The sequence below is a fragment of the Paenibacillus sp. Z6-24 genome, from assembly GCF_054161335.1.
Map to the genome: position 1 here is coordinate 3,902,349 of NZ_CP096398.1, position 16,770 is coordinate 3,919,118.

The following is a 16,770-nucleotide window of genomic DNA, read 5'->3' on the forward strand; positions in this document are numbered from 1 at the left end:
CTCTGTTCGGGTAGTCGTACTCATTCTATCCATCTCCTTTTTTTGGTGTGCGTATGTTATTTTTCTGTAATTACATGTAAATATGGAAAAGAGTACATATCTATTCTATTACCATAAAAAGTAAAATCAACCCTTAAAATTTGAAATATCTACTGAAAACGATAACAAAATGACCATAGTCCCGAAATAGCTATCAATTTCTTATTACGCTATTCATGTAGCGTTTTCATGCATGATTTTGCCCGTTCATGCCGGAATAAAGCCTATATTCCAATCTTTAGAATTTAAAAATATGTATAAAACAGCATATTACCATCATGTTCCAGTCTACATTGTTTATAAAAACTATAGCGCTTACCCAATAACAAAGAATCAATGAACGACACTCCAGCGGAGCAGCAGTATAAGCCAACTGGATATTAAACACAAAAAAGCGCCCTACTTTTCATATCATTCGAAAAGTAAGGCGCCTGCTTTGTTTTTATTCATATTGGGAAAAAACGGCTTATGATTTCCAGAGTTCAAAACGAGGCTCGACCAGCTTGTTCAGCATTTTGTACTGCTTCTGGTCAATGTAGGCCATCAGCAGATGCTGACCGAGTGCCATATAGACAAACTGCCGCTCTCCGCCGCGCCGCATATCCAGCTGAATTACCCGGTCAAAAAACGTCTTGTCTGCCCATTCATGGTAATACCGGATATCCCATTCGACTTTCTCTCCATGATACAGGAAAGAGAATAACACCTGCTCTTTCTCGTGATCAAGACAACTGCGGATAAACTTCATATCCAGCTGATCTCCGGTCATCGCCACCATACGTTCGGCCAGCTGAGTGTATAGATCGGTGTTCTCAATTGCCTGCAGATCGACGTACCAGAGCTGATCCGAAGGATAGACGTATTCATGATCCGTACAGATCTGTTCTCCGAGTGAAATCAGCAGATTGGTATATGGCCGCTCCTCATACCAGGACAGTGAATTGCCAGCGATTACCTGCTGCATCTCCACCTGGGCATTCAGTACAATGCCTGCCTCCTGCAGCTTATTCCACTGCTCTGCTAACGGAATCGTTTTATTGCGAAAAAAACTGATCATTATTAATCTCCTCTCTGTTATACATTCCTCAGATTGGCATTGTTTAACGGCCTTTTTCGTCGCGCTTCAACCATTCTTTCGCATTTACGTTCACATCTATTTTGCATAGTTATTTTTGGTCTGTAATAAGGGTACATCAGGTAACTGTCATTTCTGCTCGTTTGCTAGATGCCTTGTTTCCAATATAGTATATACGGATACTTTACGTATCACAGAGCATATTTCAGTGTAACAGGATCGTACCTGCAAAATCCTGAGTCTAAAGACTCCGTTGTTCAGAATTTGAAGATATTTGTCATAATCGGTATACGTGATTGCGCAATTAATAGTCTTTACTACCCATTATATTTACAATTGAAAAGGGAGCTGACCTATATTTTAGCTAATTTTCTTGAGTAAAGTGCTTAAATACTAACTTTTTAAATACTTTCGACTTTTTCTGAGGATAACCGGTAAATTGTATCTATACAGACATGGCTTTGTGCCTTGAATGTTAAATAGCGTCCCGATCCAAATAAAAAGGATGGCATTATCAAGATGAACGTTCAATAACTGCAGCATAAATAGCCACCCGCTGTATCAGATACAGTAGATGGCTGTAGGAAACGTGCTTTTGGGGCTGTTGGATCGACTATATTTATACCGAAAACAGCTGTGAAAACAGGAACAGAATAGAACCTGTCAGATGATTGAGCACATGATCAAGTTCCGGTCATCGAATCAGTTGTTAGCATTTTCCTCGCGTTCACGCTGGACATGAGGCGGTATGTCCTCGCTGGCGCAGGCATCCCATGCTGCATCAATAATGCGATCGAATTCATCGTCATTTTCCTCGATAACCGTCTCCAGGGCTTCGATCTCTTCTTCCTTGCCGGATTCATTGAGGAAATGCAGGCTGTAATCCCAGTCTGTTCCCCGTTTGGAGAACAGGGTGATTTCATAAGGTTCTGCATGACCTTCGACTTCCAGTTCGACTTTGCCGATATAGCCTTTTTCCGGTTCTTCCATCTTCTCCAGCTGAGCACGGCGAATGGTAATGTTCATGGGTGAATCTCCTTTATGGTTAGTTAGTTTGATATAAGCGAGTGGTTAAGGCGATAGTGCCTGATGTATGGCTGCTTGCGGTCAGGTTGGTGCTATCGCTGTCTGCTTTAAAATAACATGAATAGGGAGTGCTTGCCAATGGATATGGGGAGGTTGGTCATCATTCACTCCAGAAAGGAATAGGACACGTCCTCTGGTTAAGCCCGGAGATCCTTTAATTATTGGGAGAAAAATGAGGATCTCCAGGCTTAAAGCAGTAAGATATTTTGCTGCGCAAAAATCACTTTTTATTGCACTCCGCGTTTGAACTGCCAAACGCTTAAAGATCGTCCGTTATCCTTATTTCCTTTCTTCCGTTCCGTTAATATGGCATACAGTTCAGAAAATCGTTTATTTCGGCGATTGTATGAGTTGTATGTTCAAGTATATATTCGCAGCTGGCTTTATCTGAATAATACGCTACTATTATTTTAAATGTCTGATTTACTGGTCTTGTACCAGTTCAACTTATGCAACTCTTTTAGGGTGACTGTAGGGACAAAAAATTGATAATCTAGCTCTCTCGTTAACTGTCCTATCATAAAATCTCCATCTTCAGTTTGTTGGATTTTCCAGTGCTGACTGGCAAAAGCTGCTCCCTGTTCGATCAGCTTCATTGCCTGAGTCCAGGTATAGGTTTCACCAACTTCAATCTTTTCCGCAATATATTTCTGATAGGCAAGGATTTGTTTTTCATCACCAGCATCTTTCGATTCAGAATCATAAACCAGTTCAAAGACCAGACCATTCAAGTTATTATCCAGATAGGTTTGTACAAATTCATCAGAAACAAAAATATTACGTTTTAGCTCGGGAATTCGGAAAATATGTCTTCTGACAGAATGCATTAAAAGTGCATCTTTAAAAACATAATGATCATATGTTCGAAGTAATTTTAAAATTTCAATTCTTTTTGGTATAGCCAGACTATGATCAATATAATCATCTATGTTGAGGATATTACATATAAAAAAGTTATGATCAGGATGTGTCACAGATAGAAATTCAACCTGATCTCCAATTAGCGGCTGAAATACTTTTAGTGCTTTTCGACTAAATAAAGGTAGTCCGTGGAAGAAATTTGCAAAATCAGAATATAGACCTTCTGAATACGTTTTTAATTTTATGCCTGACCAATCATTAACTTTCTCGCCTATACATAGTTCATTTATTAGTTCTTGTATTCTATTAGCATCTTCTAATTCGTCAATACGTAAAGCTTCGCCTGAGAGCATAATACTCCAAATTTTCATTTATTTCCTTCTTCCTTCGGATTGCAAAAATAGTATAGATGTTAAGCTCTACCCTTATCCAATGCAGATTGTTTTGACGTCTTGATTATTTCTTTCAGTTTAAATCTAATTCACCCAAACTTAGTATAGATGCTTCCTGTAACTCCAACTGCATTTCAAGAGATCCCATTTTTTCTATAGTCCGGCTATTTGTATAGCTGGAATCTATAATCAATTGATGGAAAATATCGAAGCAACCTATTGGAACCTCATTAATAGTCACTGTAAGATTTTCCACATATTATCTACTAATACTTCTAGATGAATGCTCAATTATAATTCTTTGAATTTCTTCCCACTTGTTTCTTTTTTGAATTTCCAACAATTCATTTATAAGAGCTTGCATAGTAGTCTCACTTTCAGACTTCTTGAATTCTTGTATTGTTTCCAGAACGCCAATATCACTCTCTGCTATTACAATATAACAATCCAAAAAATACTTAAATTTCTTGTATTTATCTGCATTCATGGTTTTATGCTCCTTTATATACTGAAAAACCTGTCCAAATAATCCTGTATTTATGTGATATCAAGCTTCTGAACTGAATTTTTGTATGCGTGTCTATATTATAATTACAATTCAAAGTTTATATTTTTCAACTGTTCTTGTAAGTTCCAATTTACTGGCTTTCCTCTGGATGAGAACCACGGCGCATCATGCTTTAACCAACCGGCTCTATATTCTGGTATAGTCTGCGGGTAACTTGCAGCATCATCATCAAATCCGGCTTGAAATCCACAACAAGGACAAATTTCATAGCTTGGCACCCCTTCTACATATTGAGGTTCTTCCAATTGATCATACCCACATACCAAACAAATATTATTCATGATTCCTCGACTCCTCTTCAATATATGGATTAAGACTCCTACTCCAAATAAAGCAATTATATTCAGAATTCAAACAGTGTCTTATTAGGCTAGAAACAGTCAAATTTTACATATAAAAAAATTCATTAAAGTGCTATAACTCATTATTTAAAGAAGTGCATAAAGCATTAAAATGATTTTATCTTCATTAGATTGGTTAAAAAAATCAAATAGAGAGCAAGCATACATACTTCATCCAGTCATCCGATTGTCTAGTGTCAGTCAGACCCTGATTTGCTCACTTCGGCAGTCTCTACACTATCACTTTTATCTCCACTATATGAACAAATCCAGTCATTCTCATCTGCTGAAAGGAGTAATGTTTTATGTATCACGTCATTCTTGTTCGTCATGGGGAAAGTGAATACAATCGCCAAAATTTGTTTACCGGCTGGACCGATGTGTCTTTGACCGAAAGAGGTATTCATGAAGCACGCGAAGCCGGGCATCTGATCCGGGAAGCCGGCTATACCTTTGATATGGCATTCTCGTCTGTATTGAAGCGCTCCATTCAGACGATGCATTATATTCTCGACGAGCTTGATCTGCTCTGGATTCCCGAGCAAAAAGCCTGGAAGCTGAACGAACGGCATTATGGCGCCCTGCAGGGTCTCAGCAAAACGGATACAGCACTGAAGTACGGCGAGGAACAGCTCCATTTGTGGCGCCGCAGTCTAACCGTCCGACCGCCGCTGCTAAATCCGGATGATCCGCGTAATCCAAGGCTGGAGGATCGCTACAAAAACATTGCCGATCATGATCTGCCGCTCGGGGAAAGCCTGCAGGATACGGTGCACCGGGTAGGTGATTTCTGGCATCAGCGGATTGTGCCGCTCATCCGCAAAAAAGAACGCATCCTGATCTCCGCCCACGGCAACACCCTGCGGGCTTTGATCAAGTATATGGAAGATATCGATGAAAAGTCATTGACCGAGCTGAATATCCCAACCGGCATCCCGCTCGTGTATGAGCTGGATGAGCATGTACAGCCGATCCGCCGCTTTTATCTGGGTGAACCGGAACATATCGAACGCAAATCCGCCGAGGTCGCCAACCAGGGCAATGTCACTGAGTAAAGATTGATGCTGAACGAACAGGCACTGCAGCTGGCCAAGCAGCATATGCTGTTCTCCCCCTATGTGCCGGAGCCATTTGATACGATTGGCAAATATGCCAGCTACCTGAAGCAGCAGGATATCTGGTATTTCTGGTGGGATTGATTTCTGTTAGATAGAGTAGCGGCTGTATACGGCAGTGATCTGGCGTACAGCCGCTTTTTTACTGATTTATTATCCCTTTTGCAAAAAAGCAGCCATCGATCACTTGATTTAATCACTTTCTGTTTTACACACTTACTATGTTTTATAGTAAATTACAGGAGCATATCCGCATATATATCTGCTTTTTCAAGTTGTTTCTTAAAATCTTCTTGGTGATCTGCAGAACAGCAAAATATTACTTTAAAAGGCATCGGTGGTTGTTCAGGAACACAGTATTGTCTTCCATTGCTCCATTCTAGAGCTGTTATTTTTAATATATCCAAAATTGCAGACAGATCATTATCAGATAAATAAAGTAATTGTTCGGCATTACCCATACAAACAAGGTGTCCTTGAGCATTCAACCAATCCAAATCACTCAGACACTCCTCCAAAGCATTCCAATTCCAACCAAAATAAGAAGGGAAGCTAAACTTTTCATTAAATTCTTCAAATACTCCGTCAATGGTTCTGCAATTCTCTCCATCAAGAAAAGTTACTCTTACATTTTGATTATTTATATCAGGTGCTGCCTCTGATTTCGTATGTTTATCTGTTTCATCCAAATTCATATAAAAATTCGGTTCTCCTAAAAACAGATGGAATTCACTAACTAACATATATTGCCCTCCCCTCACCATAATTTATTAATATAAAACCTTTTGGTTTCTATATTGACCTCTACCAAATGACTGCCAAACTCCAAGACTCAATAATTAATAGGTCGGATAAATTCTGCTTTAGCATGTCCATTGACTGGCATAATTTACCCTAGCAATCATGCTTGGATATGCTATACTGATGAAGCGGTTTTTACAGCCGCATCCTGAACAGAAGAAAGTCCGTGGTTGTCCTGATTGGAACTACTATTTATATCATCGGTATAAATGAAGGTTCTGTGGAGTACGACGCGGGAGAGGTTCGCGAACTCCCTCTATAAAAAACTAAAACCGCCTCATCGCAGGTTTGTTTTTGCTTGAGCATTTTGTATACATCCGGGTCTATTTATGCATAATTGATTTTCCCTCATAAGATGCTGCAAAATGCCACTATAGATCAAGTTCATGGAACTCTCTTCTTCCCAAAGGACAACAGAAATCACGTTTGGCCAGAATATGTATCCTGCCTGATGATGAACGGCTATTGCCGGATCGTCTTGCTGTGCAGCAGATACCATTTCAGGCCCGGCTGTATTTTCTGATATCCCCTGATGGAAATGGAGAGATTTTTTTATGCTTAAAAATGAAAAAGCGGTTGTCGTATTCAGCGGCGGCCAGGATAGTACGACCTGCCTGTTCTGGGCCAAACAGACTTTTGCCGAGGTGGAAGTCGTTACTTTTAACTACGGGCAGCGTCACAGCGCCGAGATCGAAGTCGCCAAGCAAATCGCGGAGGAACAGGGTGTACAGCAGACGATTCTGGATATGAGCCTGCTGAACCAGCTCGCCCCCAACGCCCTGACCCGTTCGGATATCGAGATTACCGAGGAAGAAGGACAGCTGCCAAGCACGTTCGTCGATGGACGGAATCTGCTGTTCCTGAGCTTCGCGGCCGTTATGGCCAAGCAAAAGGGCGCACGTCATATCATCACCGGCGTATGCGAGACGGACTTCAGCGGCTATCCGGACTGCCGTGATATTTTCGTCAAATCCATGAATGTCACGCTCAATCTGTCGATGGACTATGACTTTGTCATTCATACGCCGCTAATGTGGCTGGACAAGTCGGAGACGTGGAAGATGGCGGACGAACTGGGCGCTTTTCAATATATTCGCGAGAACACACTCACCTGCTACAACGGCATCATCGGCGATGGCTGCGGAGAATGCCCGGCGTGCAAGCTGCGCAAGGCAGGACTGGATAAATACATGCAGGAACGCACATCCACCCCGGCTGCAGGCCGCATCATGATCGAGCTGGATGACACGGATACGTCTGCGACAGCTCCGCAAGGAGGCCAGCGATGAACCAGCCCGGACCATTTCGCATCGTAGAGAAACTGCAGCAGTATGGCACCGATATCCAGCATGAGCAGCTCCGCTACCATCGCAAGCGGGTGCTCGTTAACAAGGAATTCACGTTCGATGCAGCCCATCATCTGCATGCCTATGAAGGCAAATGCATGAACCTGCATGGACATACGTATAGAGTCATTTTTGGCATTAGCGGCATCCCGTCCACTAATGGCATTGTGATCGACTTTGGTGATATCAAGAATATCTGGAAAGAGTGCATCGAGCCGTATCTGGATCACCGCTATCTGAACGAGACGCTGCCGCCAATGAATACCACTGCCGAGAATATGGTCGTCTGGCTGTATGAACAGATGGAACAGGCGCTGCAAAGCGACCCTTACTGTAACCAGATCCAGGGTGGACGCACCGAATTCGTCCAGCTGTACGAGACACCGACCAGCTACGCCGAAGCCAGACGGGAGTGGATGGAATCATGAGCCGACTGCTCACCGACAAACCCGCCAATATGATGGTCGAACCGATAAACAGTAAGGAAGAGTCAAATAATACAAATGACCCGGCTGGTCGCGAAAATGAGCAATTCCGTCGCGGCAATGAATCTGTCGGTACGCCAGTCCGCCCTACAGCCACTATCCCGGTACTGGAGATCTTCGGACCGACCGTCCAGGGCGAAGGTATGGTCATCGGGCAAAAAACGATGTTCGTGCGCACCGCAGGCTGCGACTACCGATGCAGCTGGTGCGACTCGGCCTTCACCTGGGATGGCAGTGCCAAAGACCAGATCCGCAAGCTGAGCGCCCATGATGTATACGATGAGCTCAAAGCTATCGGTGGTGACCGTTTCAACCATGTCACTATCTCCGGCGGCAATCCGGCACTGCTGGGTTCGATCGGGGAACTGGTACAGCTGCTCCGTCAGGACGGCATCCGTACCGCTGTCGAGACACAGGGCTCCCGCTGGCAGGACTGGCTGCTCGATATCAACGACGTTACCATTTCCCCCAAGCCGCCAAGCTCGGGCATGGAGACCAACTTCGAGATACTCGACAGCATCATCCGCAAACTGCGCCAGAACCAGATCAACCAGATGATGCAGGGCATTATCTATGCCGACTCGGATGAGCAGGCTCCTGTCGACCAGTCGATCAGCCTCAAAGTCGTTATTTTCGACGAAGCCGATCTAAAATACGCCGAACAGGTACACAAACGCTACCCGAACGTCCCGTTCTACATGCAAACCGGCAACCCGGACGTCACCAGCGCAGACGAGAACATCGCTTCTTCCCTGCTGCACCGCTACGAATGGCTGATCGACCAGGCGATGGACATCCCCGCCTTCAACGACGCCCGCATCCTGCCGCAGCTGCACACCCTCGTATGGGGCAACAAACGCGGCGTGTAAGAGAAGTTGTACTTTGATTTCAGTAATAAATGAACATGCTGTGATAATCAGCCATATTCAATAGAAGGCGAGTAGCCGAATCTACTGTCATCCCAATACCCTCATGCCAGCCGCAGGCTTGAAGATCTTTTTTGTTAATGTACTTTATTTTAATATGTGCAAATGAATTGCACGCTCCAGCGGAGAGGATGAAATTGCTCTAAAGGCCGCCTTTAAGCCCGGATATTTACTGCTGCAAGCAGTCATTTCAAAAATATCCGGGCTTACCAGCGGCCGACAGAGCAATCTCATCCTCGCAGCGCTGCTGCTCTCCATGCACACTAAAATTCCACCGTAAAAAGGAGATTCCCATATGTCAGGAAGACAACAAGACGAAATGCAGGACCTTACCCTGCTCGGCAACCAGGGCACCAAATACACATTCGAGTACGACCCGAGCATCCTGGAGAGCTTTGACAACAAACACCCGTACCGTGATTACTTTGTCAAATTCAACTGCCCGGAATTCACCAGCCTCTGCCCGATTACCGGCCAGCCGGACTTTGCGACCATCTATATCAGCTATATCCCCGACGTGAAAATGGTGGAAAGCAAATCGCTCAAGCTGTACCTGTTCAGCTTCCGCAATCATGGCGATTTCCACGAGGACTGCATGAACATCATCCTCAACGATCTGGTGAAGCTGATGGACCCGCGTTACATCGAAGTCTGGGGCAAATTCACCCCGCGCGGCGGCATCTCCATTGACCCGTACACCAACTATGGCAAGCCGGGCACCAAATATGAGCAAATGGCCGAGCATCGCATGATGAACCATGATATGTATCCGGAGACGATCGATAACCGTTAATATCCATCCCTCCAGAAAGAAATAGGGGCCTTTCCTCCAGGTTTGAAGCCGTAGGATATTTTGCTTTGCAAAATCATTTTGTATTGAACCTCGCGTTCAAACTGCCAAACGCTTGCAGGTTACCTTTAAAATAAAAGCTCACGATCCCCACTGTTTGGTGAGGATCGTGAGCTTTTTTGTCATGAGGATGAGCTGGATAGGAATCCTTGTCAGTGCATTATCGATTATTATCTCCAATATATCGTGCGAATGTAACATCTGTAGAATATGCCTCTGCTTATTTCTCACGTATGCTGCCAGCATTGTTCAAAATAGACTCAGCGGCTTTTCATTGGGAATACAGAGGGATTGGCCGATTGGTTCATCTGTCACCCCATGCTCTCGGGTGTATACAATATGTCCACGTACCATTGTCAGCTGCACCTGACAGAAGATCTCGTGTCCTGCATAAGGGCTGTGTTTGTGCCGGTACAATAGCTGTTCCTGATCTACCGTATAAGAGGCATCCAGATCCACCATCACCAGGTCCGCGTCTGCACCGATGCCGATTTCGCCCTTTTGCGGATACAATCCGAAGCGCTGGGCCGGTGCAAGTGAAACCATCCGGCTGATGAGCGGCAGAGGTAATCCGCGTTTTACATAACCTTCACTGATCATCAGTTCCAGGGAATGCTGTGCTCCCGAGATACCTCCCCATGCTTCGAACATATGCGCCGCGTCCGTCTTGAGTGCAGTCGGACAGGGCGAGTGATCGGAGGTGATCATATCGATCTGTCCAGCGGCGATGCACTGCCAGAGCAGTTCCTGTTCCTCCGGACTGCGCAGCGGCGGCGCACACTTGGCAGCAGGCCCGATCTGCTCCAGATCCTGATCGGTCAGGGTCAGATAATGGGGACAGGTCTCCAGCGTGACGTCCATCCCTTCTGTTCGGGCATTCTGGATCATCTGTACAGCGGCTGCGCTGCTGATATGGACAAAATGCAGCGGACAGCCTGTTTGCTTGCCATATTCCAGTGCCTGGATGACTGCTTCCAGCTCGGCCTCGATCGGACGGGAAGCCGAATAATCGGCAGCTGTCGTACGTCCTTCTGCGAGCAGAGATGCTGTCAGCTTCGAGACGACAGGCTCGCTCTCGGCATGAAGTGCCAGTACCCGGCCGGTGCGGGCGATATGCTGCATACCTTCCAGCAGGGTAGTATCATCGACATTGCGGAAGGCTTCTTCGTCGGGATCTCCCGGTGCGGACATGAATGCCTTGAACCCGCATACTCCCTGTTCGCTGAGTGCTTCCAGCTCTTCCAGATTGCCTGGCACAAGGCCGCCCCAGCAGCCATAATCGACATGGGAATGACCGGCAGCCAATTCCCTTTTCCACTCCAGCGCAGCCGTCGTAACGGTAGGCGGTACGCCGTTCAGCGGCATATCCATATAGGTGGTGCATCCGCCTGCTGCCAGTGCAGCCGAACCGGTCTTGAACCCTTCCCAGTCGCCAAATCCCGGTTCATTAAAATGCACATGGGCATCGATCATGCCGGCCATTACCTGCATGCCATCAGCATGTATTACCTGCACCGCACCTGCAATATCCGCGGCAGACAGTCTGCCGATATGCGCGATTTTACCGTTGTGTATAGCGATATCGGTCTGCTCTATGGCATCCGGAAATATAACATTCCCGCCGATCACGACCAGATCATATACATGCATAGTCTGTACGCTCCTGTCTGCAGTTATTTGATATCCGACTTCACCAGTGAAGCATCCACATCCTTGAGCAGACTCAGGTCATGATAGGAAGCCGGAGCCGGGATGGATGTGATATTACCAACAGACAGCAGATAGTTACCGACAGCAGGACCATTGCTGCCATTTACATACGTATCGTCCACTGTCATGGAGTAGACGTTGCGGTTCATGATTTCCTTGAGTTCGGCTTCACTCAGATGCAGCTCGGGAGCGAGAATCTTGATCGCTTCTTCGCGATGATCATTAATATAGGCGGTGGCTTTGTTCAGTGCGCGCAGTACCGCTTTGACCGTGTTTGGATTTTCCTGGAGATATTGATCGGTGACCTGCATCGTCGTATGCACGCTCATCCAGTTTACATCGCCTTTTTTGTCAGGCAGTTCGCTTTTGGTACCGCTGAACAGGAATTTGCCGCCGCCCTGCACCGCTTTGGTAATAAAGGGTTCCCAGGCAGCCATCGCATCGATATCTCCATTTTGCAGCGCGACCACCGCGTCACTTGGCGCCAGATTGACGAATTTGATCTTGCTCACATCTACGCCAAGCTCTTTGCCCATATTATCGATGGCGATTTTGACATCGGCGCCGTTCGGGATGCCGATCGCTTTGCCTTCCAGATCCTTGGCTGAACCGAGCTGCAGTTGGGAAGAACCGACCACTGCCTGTGTACCGGCAATCTGGGCCAGTGGAGCGACGATTTTGACACCGATATTGTTGGACTTGAGGATAATATCCATAAAGTTAGTCTGGATGCTGATCGGCGCACTGCCGCCAGAGACCATCGGACCGATATCCGGGCCGCTCTCGATCAGTTTGCTCTCTACATTCAATCCTTCTTCCTTAAAGTAGCCCAGCTTGTCGGCAATGATCTGCTGCGAGGAGATCTGTGCATCCCGAACACCGACCAACGTAATATCCGTCTGCTCCAGCCCTGTGCTTGATCCGGCTGCACTGCTCGCTGCAGCCGTTTCTTTGTCTGCACCACCTCCGCTTGAACATGCCGTTGCCAGTACCGTCACCATTGCCAGACCCGAAATCATTTGCAGCCAGTTCTTCTTCATCTTTATTTCCCCCTTGAATATAGAATTGGTGTACTTTGTATAGGGATACCTCCTGCTGTGATGGTCTGGCTGTAAGGTAATCATCCTGTGTCTGCGAGTCGTTACCTGGTCTTTTCGACCGCTTCGCCCATCCCGCCCCGGCGCCAGGCCAGCACTTTGCGTTCCAGCAGCTTGAGCAGCAGGGCGAACAGGCTGTATTCGATACCGATCAGAATAATCGCCACGAACATATTGGTCACTTTAAAATAATTGCGGGCATCCACGATCAGATAGCCCAGCCCCGAATCGGCGCCCATCATCTCCGAGACGATCAATGCGGAAAAGGAAAGTCCCAAGCTGATCTGTGCACCTATGAGCAGATTGGGAATAGCCGAAGGAATCATGATACGGGTAAATACCTGACGTTCCGAGGCGCCCAGGCTGAGTGCCGAACGGATCAGTGTGGAAGGAACCGATTTGAAGCCTTCCACCGTATTGACCAACACCGGGACGAATGTCGTCCAAGCGATCAGCAGTACTTTGGGAAATTCGCCGATACCGAACCAGATAATGAATAGTGGCAGCAGGGCCAGCGAAGGAATCGGACTGACCAGCGTCAGAAAAGGAGACATCCAGCGTTCCAGCATAGAGAATTTGCTCATCAGCACCGCGAGCAGTACCGCCACTGTCGCTCCGCAGGCAAATCCGAAGAAAATGCGCATCGAGCTGGCGATCAGACTATCGAGAATAATTCCCGTCTTGGCCAGTGCCCAGCCGTCATGGATCAGCAGGGAAGGCGCCGGCAGAAACAGTGGATTGAACATCTGCAGGCGGCCATTCAGCTGGGAAAACAGTTCCCACACGGCAAAGAATAAAATATACGGGATTATATTTTTGATCGTGTCCATGGTAGACTGGAAACCTTTTCCTTTACGCTTGCGGGCCGTGCTTAGCTTGAGTGCCGGTGCTGCTGCCTCGCCTGTCTTGGAGAGCGTGGTGTGGATATCGTTCATGCGCTAACCTCCTCTTCGTCTTCCATCAGCAGCCGTTCGATCCGGGCCATCGTCTCTGCGAATCCCGGTGAATCAAAGGAACGCGGATGCTGAATACCAATTTCAAACACTTCTGCGATCACACCATGCTTCATCACGACAACCCGATCGGCCAGATAGACCGCTTCGCTGATGCTATGGGTTACAAACAAAATAGTAGTGCGCAGCTTCTCATACAATCTCCGCAGTTCACGTTGCATCATGTCCCGAGTCAGAATATCCAGTGCGCCAAACGGCTCGTCCATCAACAGAATATCCGGGTGACTGGCCATCGCTCGGGCAATACCTACCCGCTGCTTCATGCCGCCGGACAGCTCGGCTGGATAATGGGTGCCATAAGCTTCCAGTCCGACGAGGCTGAGAAATTCGGCAGCCGTCTCGCGGGCCTGCTTCTTGGGCATTCCCTGTACTTCCGGGCCAAAGGCGACATTCTCCAGTACCGTGCACCATGGGAACAGTGCATGATCCTGGAACACCATACCGCGCTGACGGGATGGTCCCTGAATCTTCTCACCGTTGATCTTGATCTCGCCTTCATCCGGGAATATGTAGCCGGCCACCATATTCAGCAGTGTCGACTTGCCGCAGCCGCTGTGTCCGAGAATACAGATAAATTCATTCTCATGTATCGTCAGATCCACATCCTGCAGAATCGTCCGCTCACCAAAGTTCTTGCGTACCTTTTCAACTGTCAATTTCATACGGCCTCTCTCCTTTGGGTACAATCGGTCTAATTTTCGCATCCAAGATTGTATACAATCCGGAGCAAATGAATATTCAGGACGTCGAACTGCCTACCTGCCGGTGCTCCTGAAAAATATCCGCAAGCGACAATAGCCGTGTATGCTGCTCGTCAAAATTCAGTTCCTTCTCAATCTCCCATAGATGCTCCAGCATCATCTGCTCAGTTGCCTCGGCCTGACCCTGGCGGATATTTTCCAAAATGCGCTGATGATCCTGGCAGCATTTGGTCTTCTGCTCTCCATACAGCGCAATGATGACATACGACAGAGAGATCAGTTCTTCCAGATAGCGATGATAGTACGCATTGCCCGAAGCTTCCGCCAGCCGGAGGTGAAAGTCTCCCGTTATCCGAATCGCTTCAAAAATCTGCCCATCATGCTGTGCCTGATGCTCTTCCTCAATCAATCGGCTGAGCCGTTCATACTGATCATGACTGAACTGCTGACACACCTTCCGCACCACTGCCACTTCAATCACACGTCTCATCTCAAATACCTGCCTGGCTTCCTGAATCGTCGGACAGGATACAAATGCTCCTTTGTAAGGAATGATCGTAACCAGCTTCTCCGCAGCCAACCGACGGACAACATTGCGTACCGGCGTCCGGCTTACCCCAAATGACTCGGCCAGCACTTCTTCAACCAACTGCATATTCGGACGCATCTTCTGTTCAATAATGGCCTGCTTGATCGCATAGTAGATTTCCTGTTCCTGGCCCAATATTCATGTGCTCCTCCCTACATGATTTCGCAACTTTATTTACACGGAGTATAAGTCTGGTACAGAGTTTGCGTCAATATTTATAACACAATTCGTATTTTTTTCTATTTTCGTGCACTAAAAGAGGTATTCACCTTTGTATATACTGCTAAATTTTTATATTATGTTATCTATTATGACTAATAATTTGCTTTTTATAAATCTAAATCTATCATCATCTAATTTTATGTAATATAAACTAACATAATTTTATGCAGTTATTCTAAGAATTTATATTTTGATGTTTCATTTTCGAGGTCTCCAAAAGCAATCCGTCGCAAAGTAACACTTCAAGTATGTCGCTCCACAAAGCGGAGAAAAGAGAATTCTGCCAGCGGCAGAATCTCTTTTCGCATCGGTCAAACTCCACCCGGCAATCTTTCAACTTTTCCTACTCCCAGCAACCACCCAAATGAACACAAAAACGACAACTGCTTATAGATTACTAAAGCCACGACTGTTAAAATATACCAAACACGACTTAACGATCATGTCAACTTCATGATCACTACCGTGCTGCTCTTGGCTCATTACCGTCTGTAAGCCCGCACACTTGGTTGCTCCATTGCTCCATCATCTCGATTATCGATAGGAGGAAGCGAAATGGCAGGTCAAATGAGAGTTATTCCTTACAAAGTGGTCGCTCAGGCAGAACAGGTACACGAGACTCCGCAGGGAGTTGCGCTGATTCAGGCTCCCCAGGTATGGGAACAGAGTCGCGGAGAAGGGATTACGATTGCTATTCTGGATACCGGATGTGATACCGATCATCCGGATCTGCAGGGCAGGATTCGGGGAGGACGCAATTTTACTGGAGATGATGACGGAAATCCGGATATTTACGAGGACTATAATGGTCATGGTACCCATGTGGCTGGCACGATTGCCGGAATATCCAATGACTCGGGCGTAGTCGGAGTGGCACCGGAGGCGAATCTGCTGATCCTCAAAGTGCTGGATCGCCAAGGTTCTGGACAGTATGAATGGATTATCGATGGCATCAACTATGCCGTTCAGCAAAAGGTCGATATTATCTCCATGTCGCTCGGCGGTCCTGAAGATGTACCTGCTATGCATAAAGCGATTCAACAAGCAGTAGAACAGAATATTCTGGTTATCTGCGCTGCCGGCAATGAGGGAGATAATAACGAAGCAACCGATGAATATGGCTATCCGGGTTACTATAATGAAGTGATCAGCGTCGGTTCGGTCGATCTGTCCAGACAATCTTCCGACTTCTCCAATACCAATACCGAGGTTGATCTGGTAGCACCGGGCGAAGATATTCTGTCTACCTACCCGGATGGCAAATATGCTACGCTGAGCGGTACCTCCATGGCTACCCCTCATGTATCGGGAGCGATGGCGCTGATCAAAATCATTGCCAATCGCAGCTTTGAACGGGAACTGACAGAGCCGGAGCTGTATGCCCAGCTGGTTCGCCGGACGATTCCTCTTGGCTATTCAGCCCGTGCGGAAGGTAATGGATTTTTATATTTAACCGCACTGGATGAGTTGGCCGGGGTGCTCAAGTCTGAAGCGATTGTGAAGATGCTGAATCGTTCTTGACCGCTGTCAGCACCATAGAATCTATCCTCCAA

Annotated in this window: 18 protein-coding genes and 1 riboswitch; of the genes, 7 read left to right on the forward strand and 11 right to left on the reverse strand. The window is 46.6% G+C overall.

Annotation, left to right across the window (positions count from 1 at the left end):
* Positions 1–505: 505 nt before the first annotated feature.
* The 5 genes from M1D61_RS16995 to M1D61_RS17015 form a co-directional block, all read right to left on the reverse strand.
* On the reverse strand, positions 506–1,096 hold the full coding sequence (locus M1D61_RS16995; RefSeq protein ID WP_458119804.1) for a hypothetical protein: 591 nt from the start codon (positions 1,094–1,096) through the stop codon (positions 506–508).
* 720 nt (positions 1,097–1,816) lie between these two features.
* Positions 1,817–2,140, reverse strand: a complete 324-nt coding sequence (locus M1D61_RS17000; RefSeq protein WP_046213138.1) for a hypothetical protein — start codon at positions 2,138–2,140, stop codon at positions 1,817–1,819.
* A gap of 470 nt (positions 2,141–2,610) precedes the next feature.
* Positions 2,611–3,432, reverse strand: coding sequence for an imm11 family protein (locus M1D61_RS17005; protein WP_458119805.1), 822 nt, complete (start codon positions 3,430–3,432; stop codon positions 2,611–2,613).
* Between the two features lie 280 nt (positions 3,433–3,712).
* Complete coding sequence (locus tag M1D61_RS17010) at positions 3,713–3,940, reverse strand: hypothetical protein (protein ID WP_458119806.1); 228 nt, start codon at positions 3,938–3,940, stop codon at positions 3,713–3,715.
* A gap of 104 nt (positions 3,941–4,044) precedes the next feature.
* Positions 4,045–4,302 carry a hypothetical protein gene (locus M1D61_RS17015; RefSeq protein WP_458119807.1) on the reverse strand — a complete coding sequence of 86 codons (258 nt, stop codon included), beginning with the start codon at positions 4,300–4,302 and terminating at the stop codon, positions 4,045–4,047.
* Positions 4,303–4,667: 365 nt separating this feature from the next.
* Here M1D61_RS17015 and gpmA point away from each other — a divergent pair, with 365 nt between their 5' ends.
* Positions 4,668–5,417, forward strand: coding sequence for a 2,3-diphosphoglycerate-dependent phosphoglycerate mutase (gene gpmA / locus M1D61_RS17020; protein ID WP_458119808.1), 750 nt, complete (start codon positions 4,668–4,670; stop codon positions 5,415–5,417).
* Between the two features lie 6 nt (positions 5,418–5,423).
* Positions 5,424–5,561 carry a DUF4253 domain-containing protein gene (locus M1D61_RS17025; RefSeq protein ID WP_458119809.1) on the forward strand — a complete coding sequence of 46 codons (138 nt, stop codon included), beginning with the start codon at positions 5,424–5,426 and terminating at the stop codon, positions 5,559–5,561.
* 152 nt (positions 5,562–5,713) lie between these two features.
* Here the strand turns inward: M1D61_RS17025 and M1D61_RS17030 are convergent, their stop codons facing one another.
* A complete protein-coding gene (locus M1D61_RS17030) occupies positions 5,714–6,220 on the reverse strand; it encodes a barstar family protein (RefSeq protein WP_458119810.1) in 507 nt (168 codons plus the stop codon).
* A 290-nt stretch (positions 6,221–6,510) separates the two neighbouring features.
* A riboswitch (PreQ1 riboswitch) is annotated at positions 6,511–6,554 on the forward strand.
* A gap of 278 nt (positions 6,555–6,832) precedes the next feature.
* Here M1D61_RS17030 and queC point away from each other — a divergent pair.
* The 4 genes from queC (at position 6,833) to queF (ending at position 9,828) form a co-directional block, all read left to right on the forward strand.
* Positions 6,833–7,567 carry a 7-cyano-7-deazaguanine synthase QueC gene (queC, locus tag M1D61_RS17035; protein ID WP_458119811.1) on the forward strand — a complete coding sequence of 245 codons (735 nt, stop codon included), beginning with the start codon at positions 6,833–6,835 and terminating at the stop codon, positions 7,565–7,567.
* The gene (gene queD, locus M1D61_RS17040; protein ID WP_458119812.1) at positions 7,564–8,052 is read left to right on the forward strand and encodes a 6-carboxytetrahydropterin synthase QueD; all 489 of its coding nucleotides are present in this window, start codon (positions 7,564–7,566) and stop codon (positions 8,050–8,052) included. The genes queC and queD overlap by 4 nt, the downstream gene beginning before the upstream one ends.
* A gap of 200 nt (positions 8,053–8,252) precedes the next feature.
* Positions 8,253–8,978 (forward strand): 7-carboxy-7-deazaguanine synthase QueE, encoded by a 726-nt coding sequence (gene queE / locus M1D61_RS17045; protein ID WP_458122544.1) that lies wholly within the window; start codon positions 8,253–8,255, stop codon positions 8,976–8,978.
* A gap of 352 nt (positions 8,979–9,330) precedes the next feature.
* Positions 9,331–9,828, forward strand: coding sequence for a preQ(1) synthase (queF, locus tag M1D61_RS17050; protein WP_017812795.1), 498 nt, complete (start codon positions 9,331–9,333; stop codon positions 9,826–9,828).
* A gap of 306 nt (positions 9,829–10,134) precedes the next feature.
* Here the strand turns inward: queF and M1D61_RS17055 are convergent, their stop codons facing one another.
* The 5 genes from M1D61_RS17055 to M1D61_RS17075 form a co-directional block, all read right to left on the reverse strand.
* Positions 10,135–11,535: an allantoinase gene (locus M1D61_RS17055; protein WP_458119813.1), complete on the reverse strand. Its 1,401-nt coding sequence runs from the start codon at positions 11,533–11,535 to the stop codon at positions 10,135–10,137.
* A gap of 23 nt (positions 11,536–11,558) precedes the next feature.
* Positions 11,559–12,635, reverse strand: a complete 1,077-nt coding sequence (locus M1D61_RS17060; protein ID WP_458119814.1) for an ABC transporter substrate-binding protein — start codon at positions 12,633–12,635, stop codon at positions 11,559–11,561.
* Between the two features lie 101 nt (positions 12,636–12,736).
* Complete coding sequence (locus M1D61_RS17065) at positions 12,737–13,627, reverse strand: ABC transporter permease (protein ID WP_458119815.1); 891 nt, start codon at positions 13,625–13,627, stop codon at positions 12,737–12,739.
* On the reverse strand, positions 13,624–14,367 hold the full coding sequence (locus M1D61_RS17070; protein WP_458119816.1) for an ABC transporter ATP-binding protein: 744 nt from the start codon (positions 14,365–14,367) through the stop codon (positions 13,624–13,626). Before M1D61_RS17070 ends, M1D61_RS17065 begins: the two co-directional genes overlap by 4 nt.
* Before the next feature lie 76 nt (positions 14,368–14,443).
* A complete protein-coding gene (locus M1D61_RS17075) occupies positions 14,444–15,130 on the reverse strand; it encodes a GntR family transcriptional regulator (protein WP_458119817.1) in 687 nt (228 codons plus the stop codon).
* Between the two features lie 642 nt (positions 15,131–15,772).
* Between M1D61_RS17075 and M1D61_RS17080 the strand changes: the two genes are divergently transcribed.
* Positions 15,773–16,738 carry a S8 family peptidase gene (locus M1D61_RS17080; RefSeq protein WP_458119818.1) on the forward strand — a complete coding sequence of 322 codons (966 nt, stop codon included), beginning with the start codon at positions 15,773–15,775 and terminating at the stop codon, positions 16,736–16,738.
* Positions 16,739–16,770: the final 32 nt, after the last annotated feature.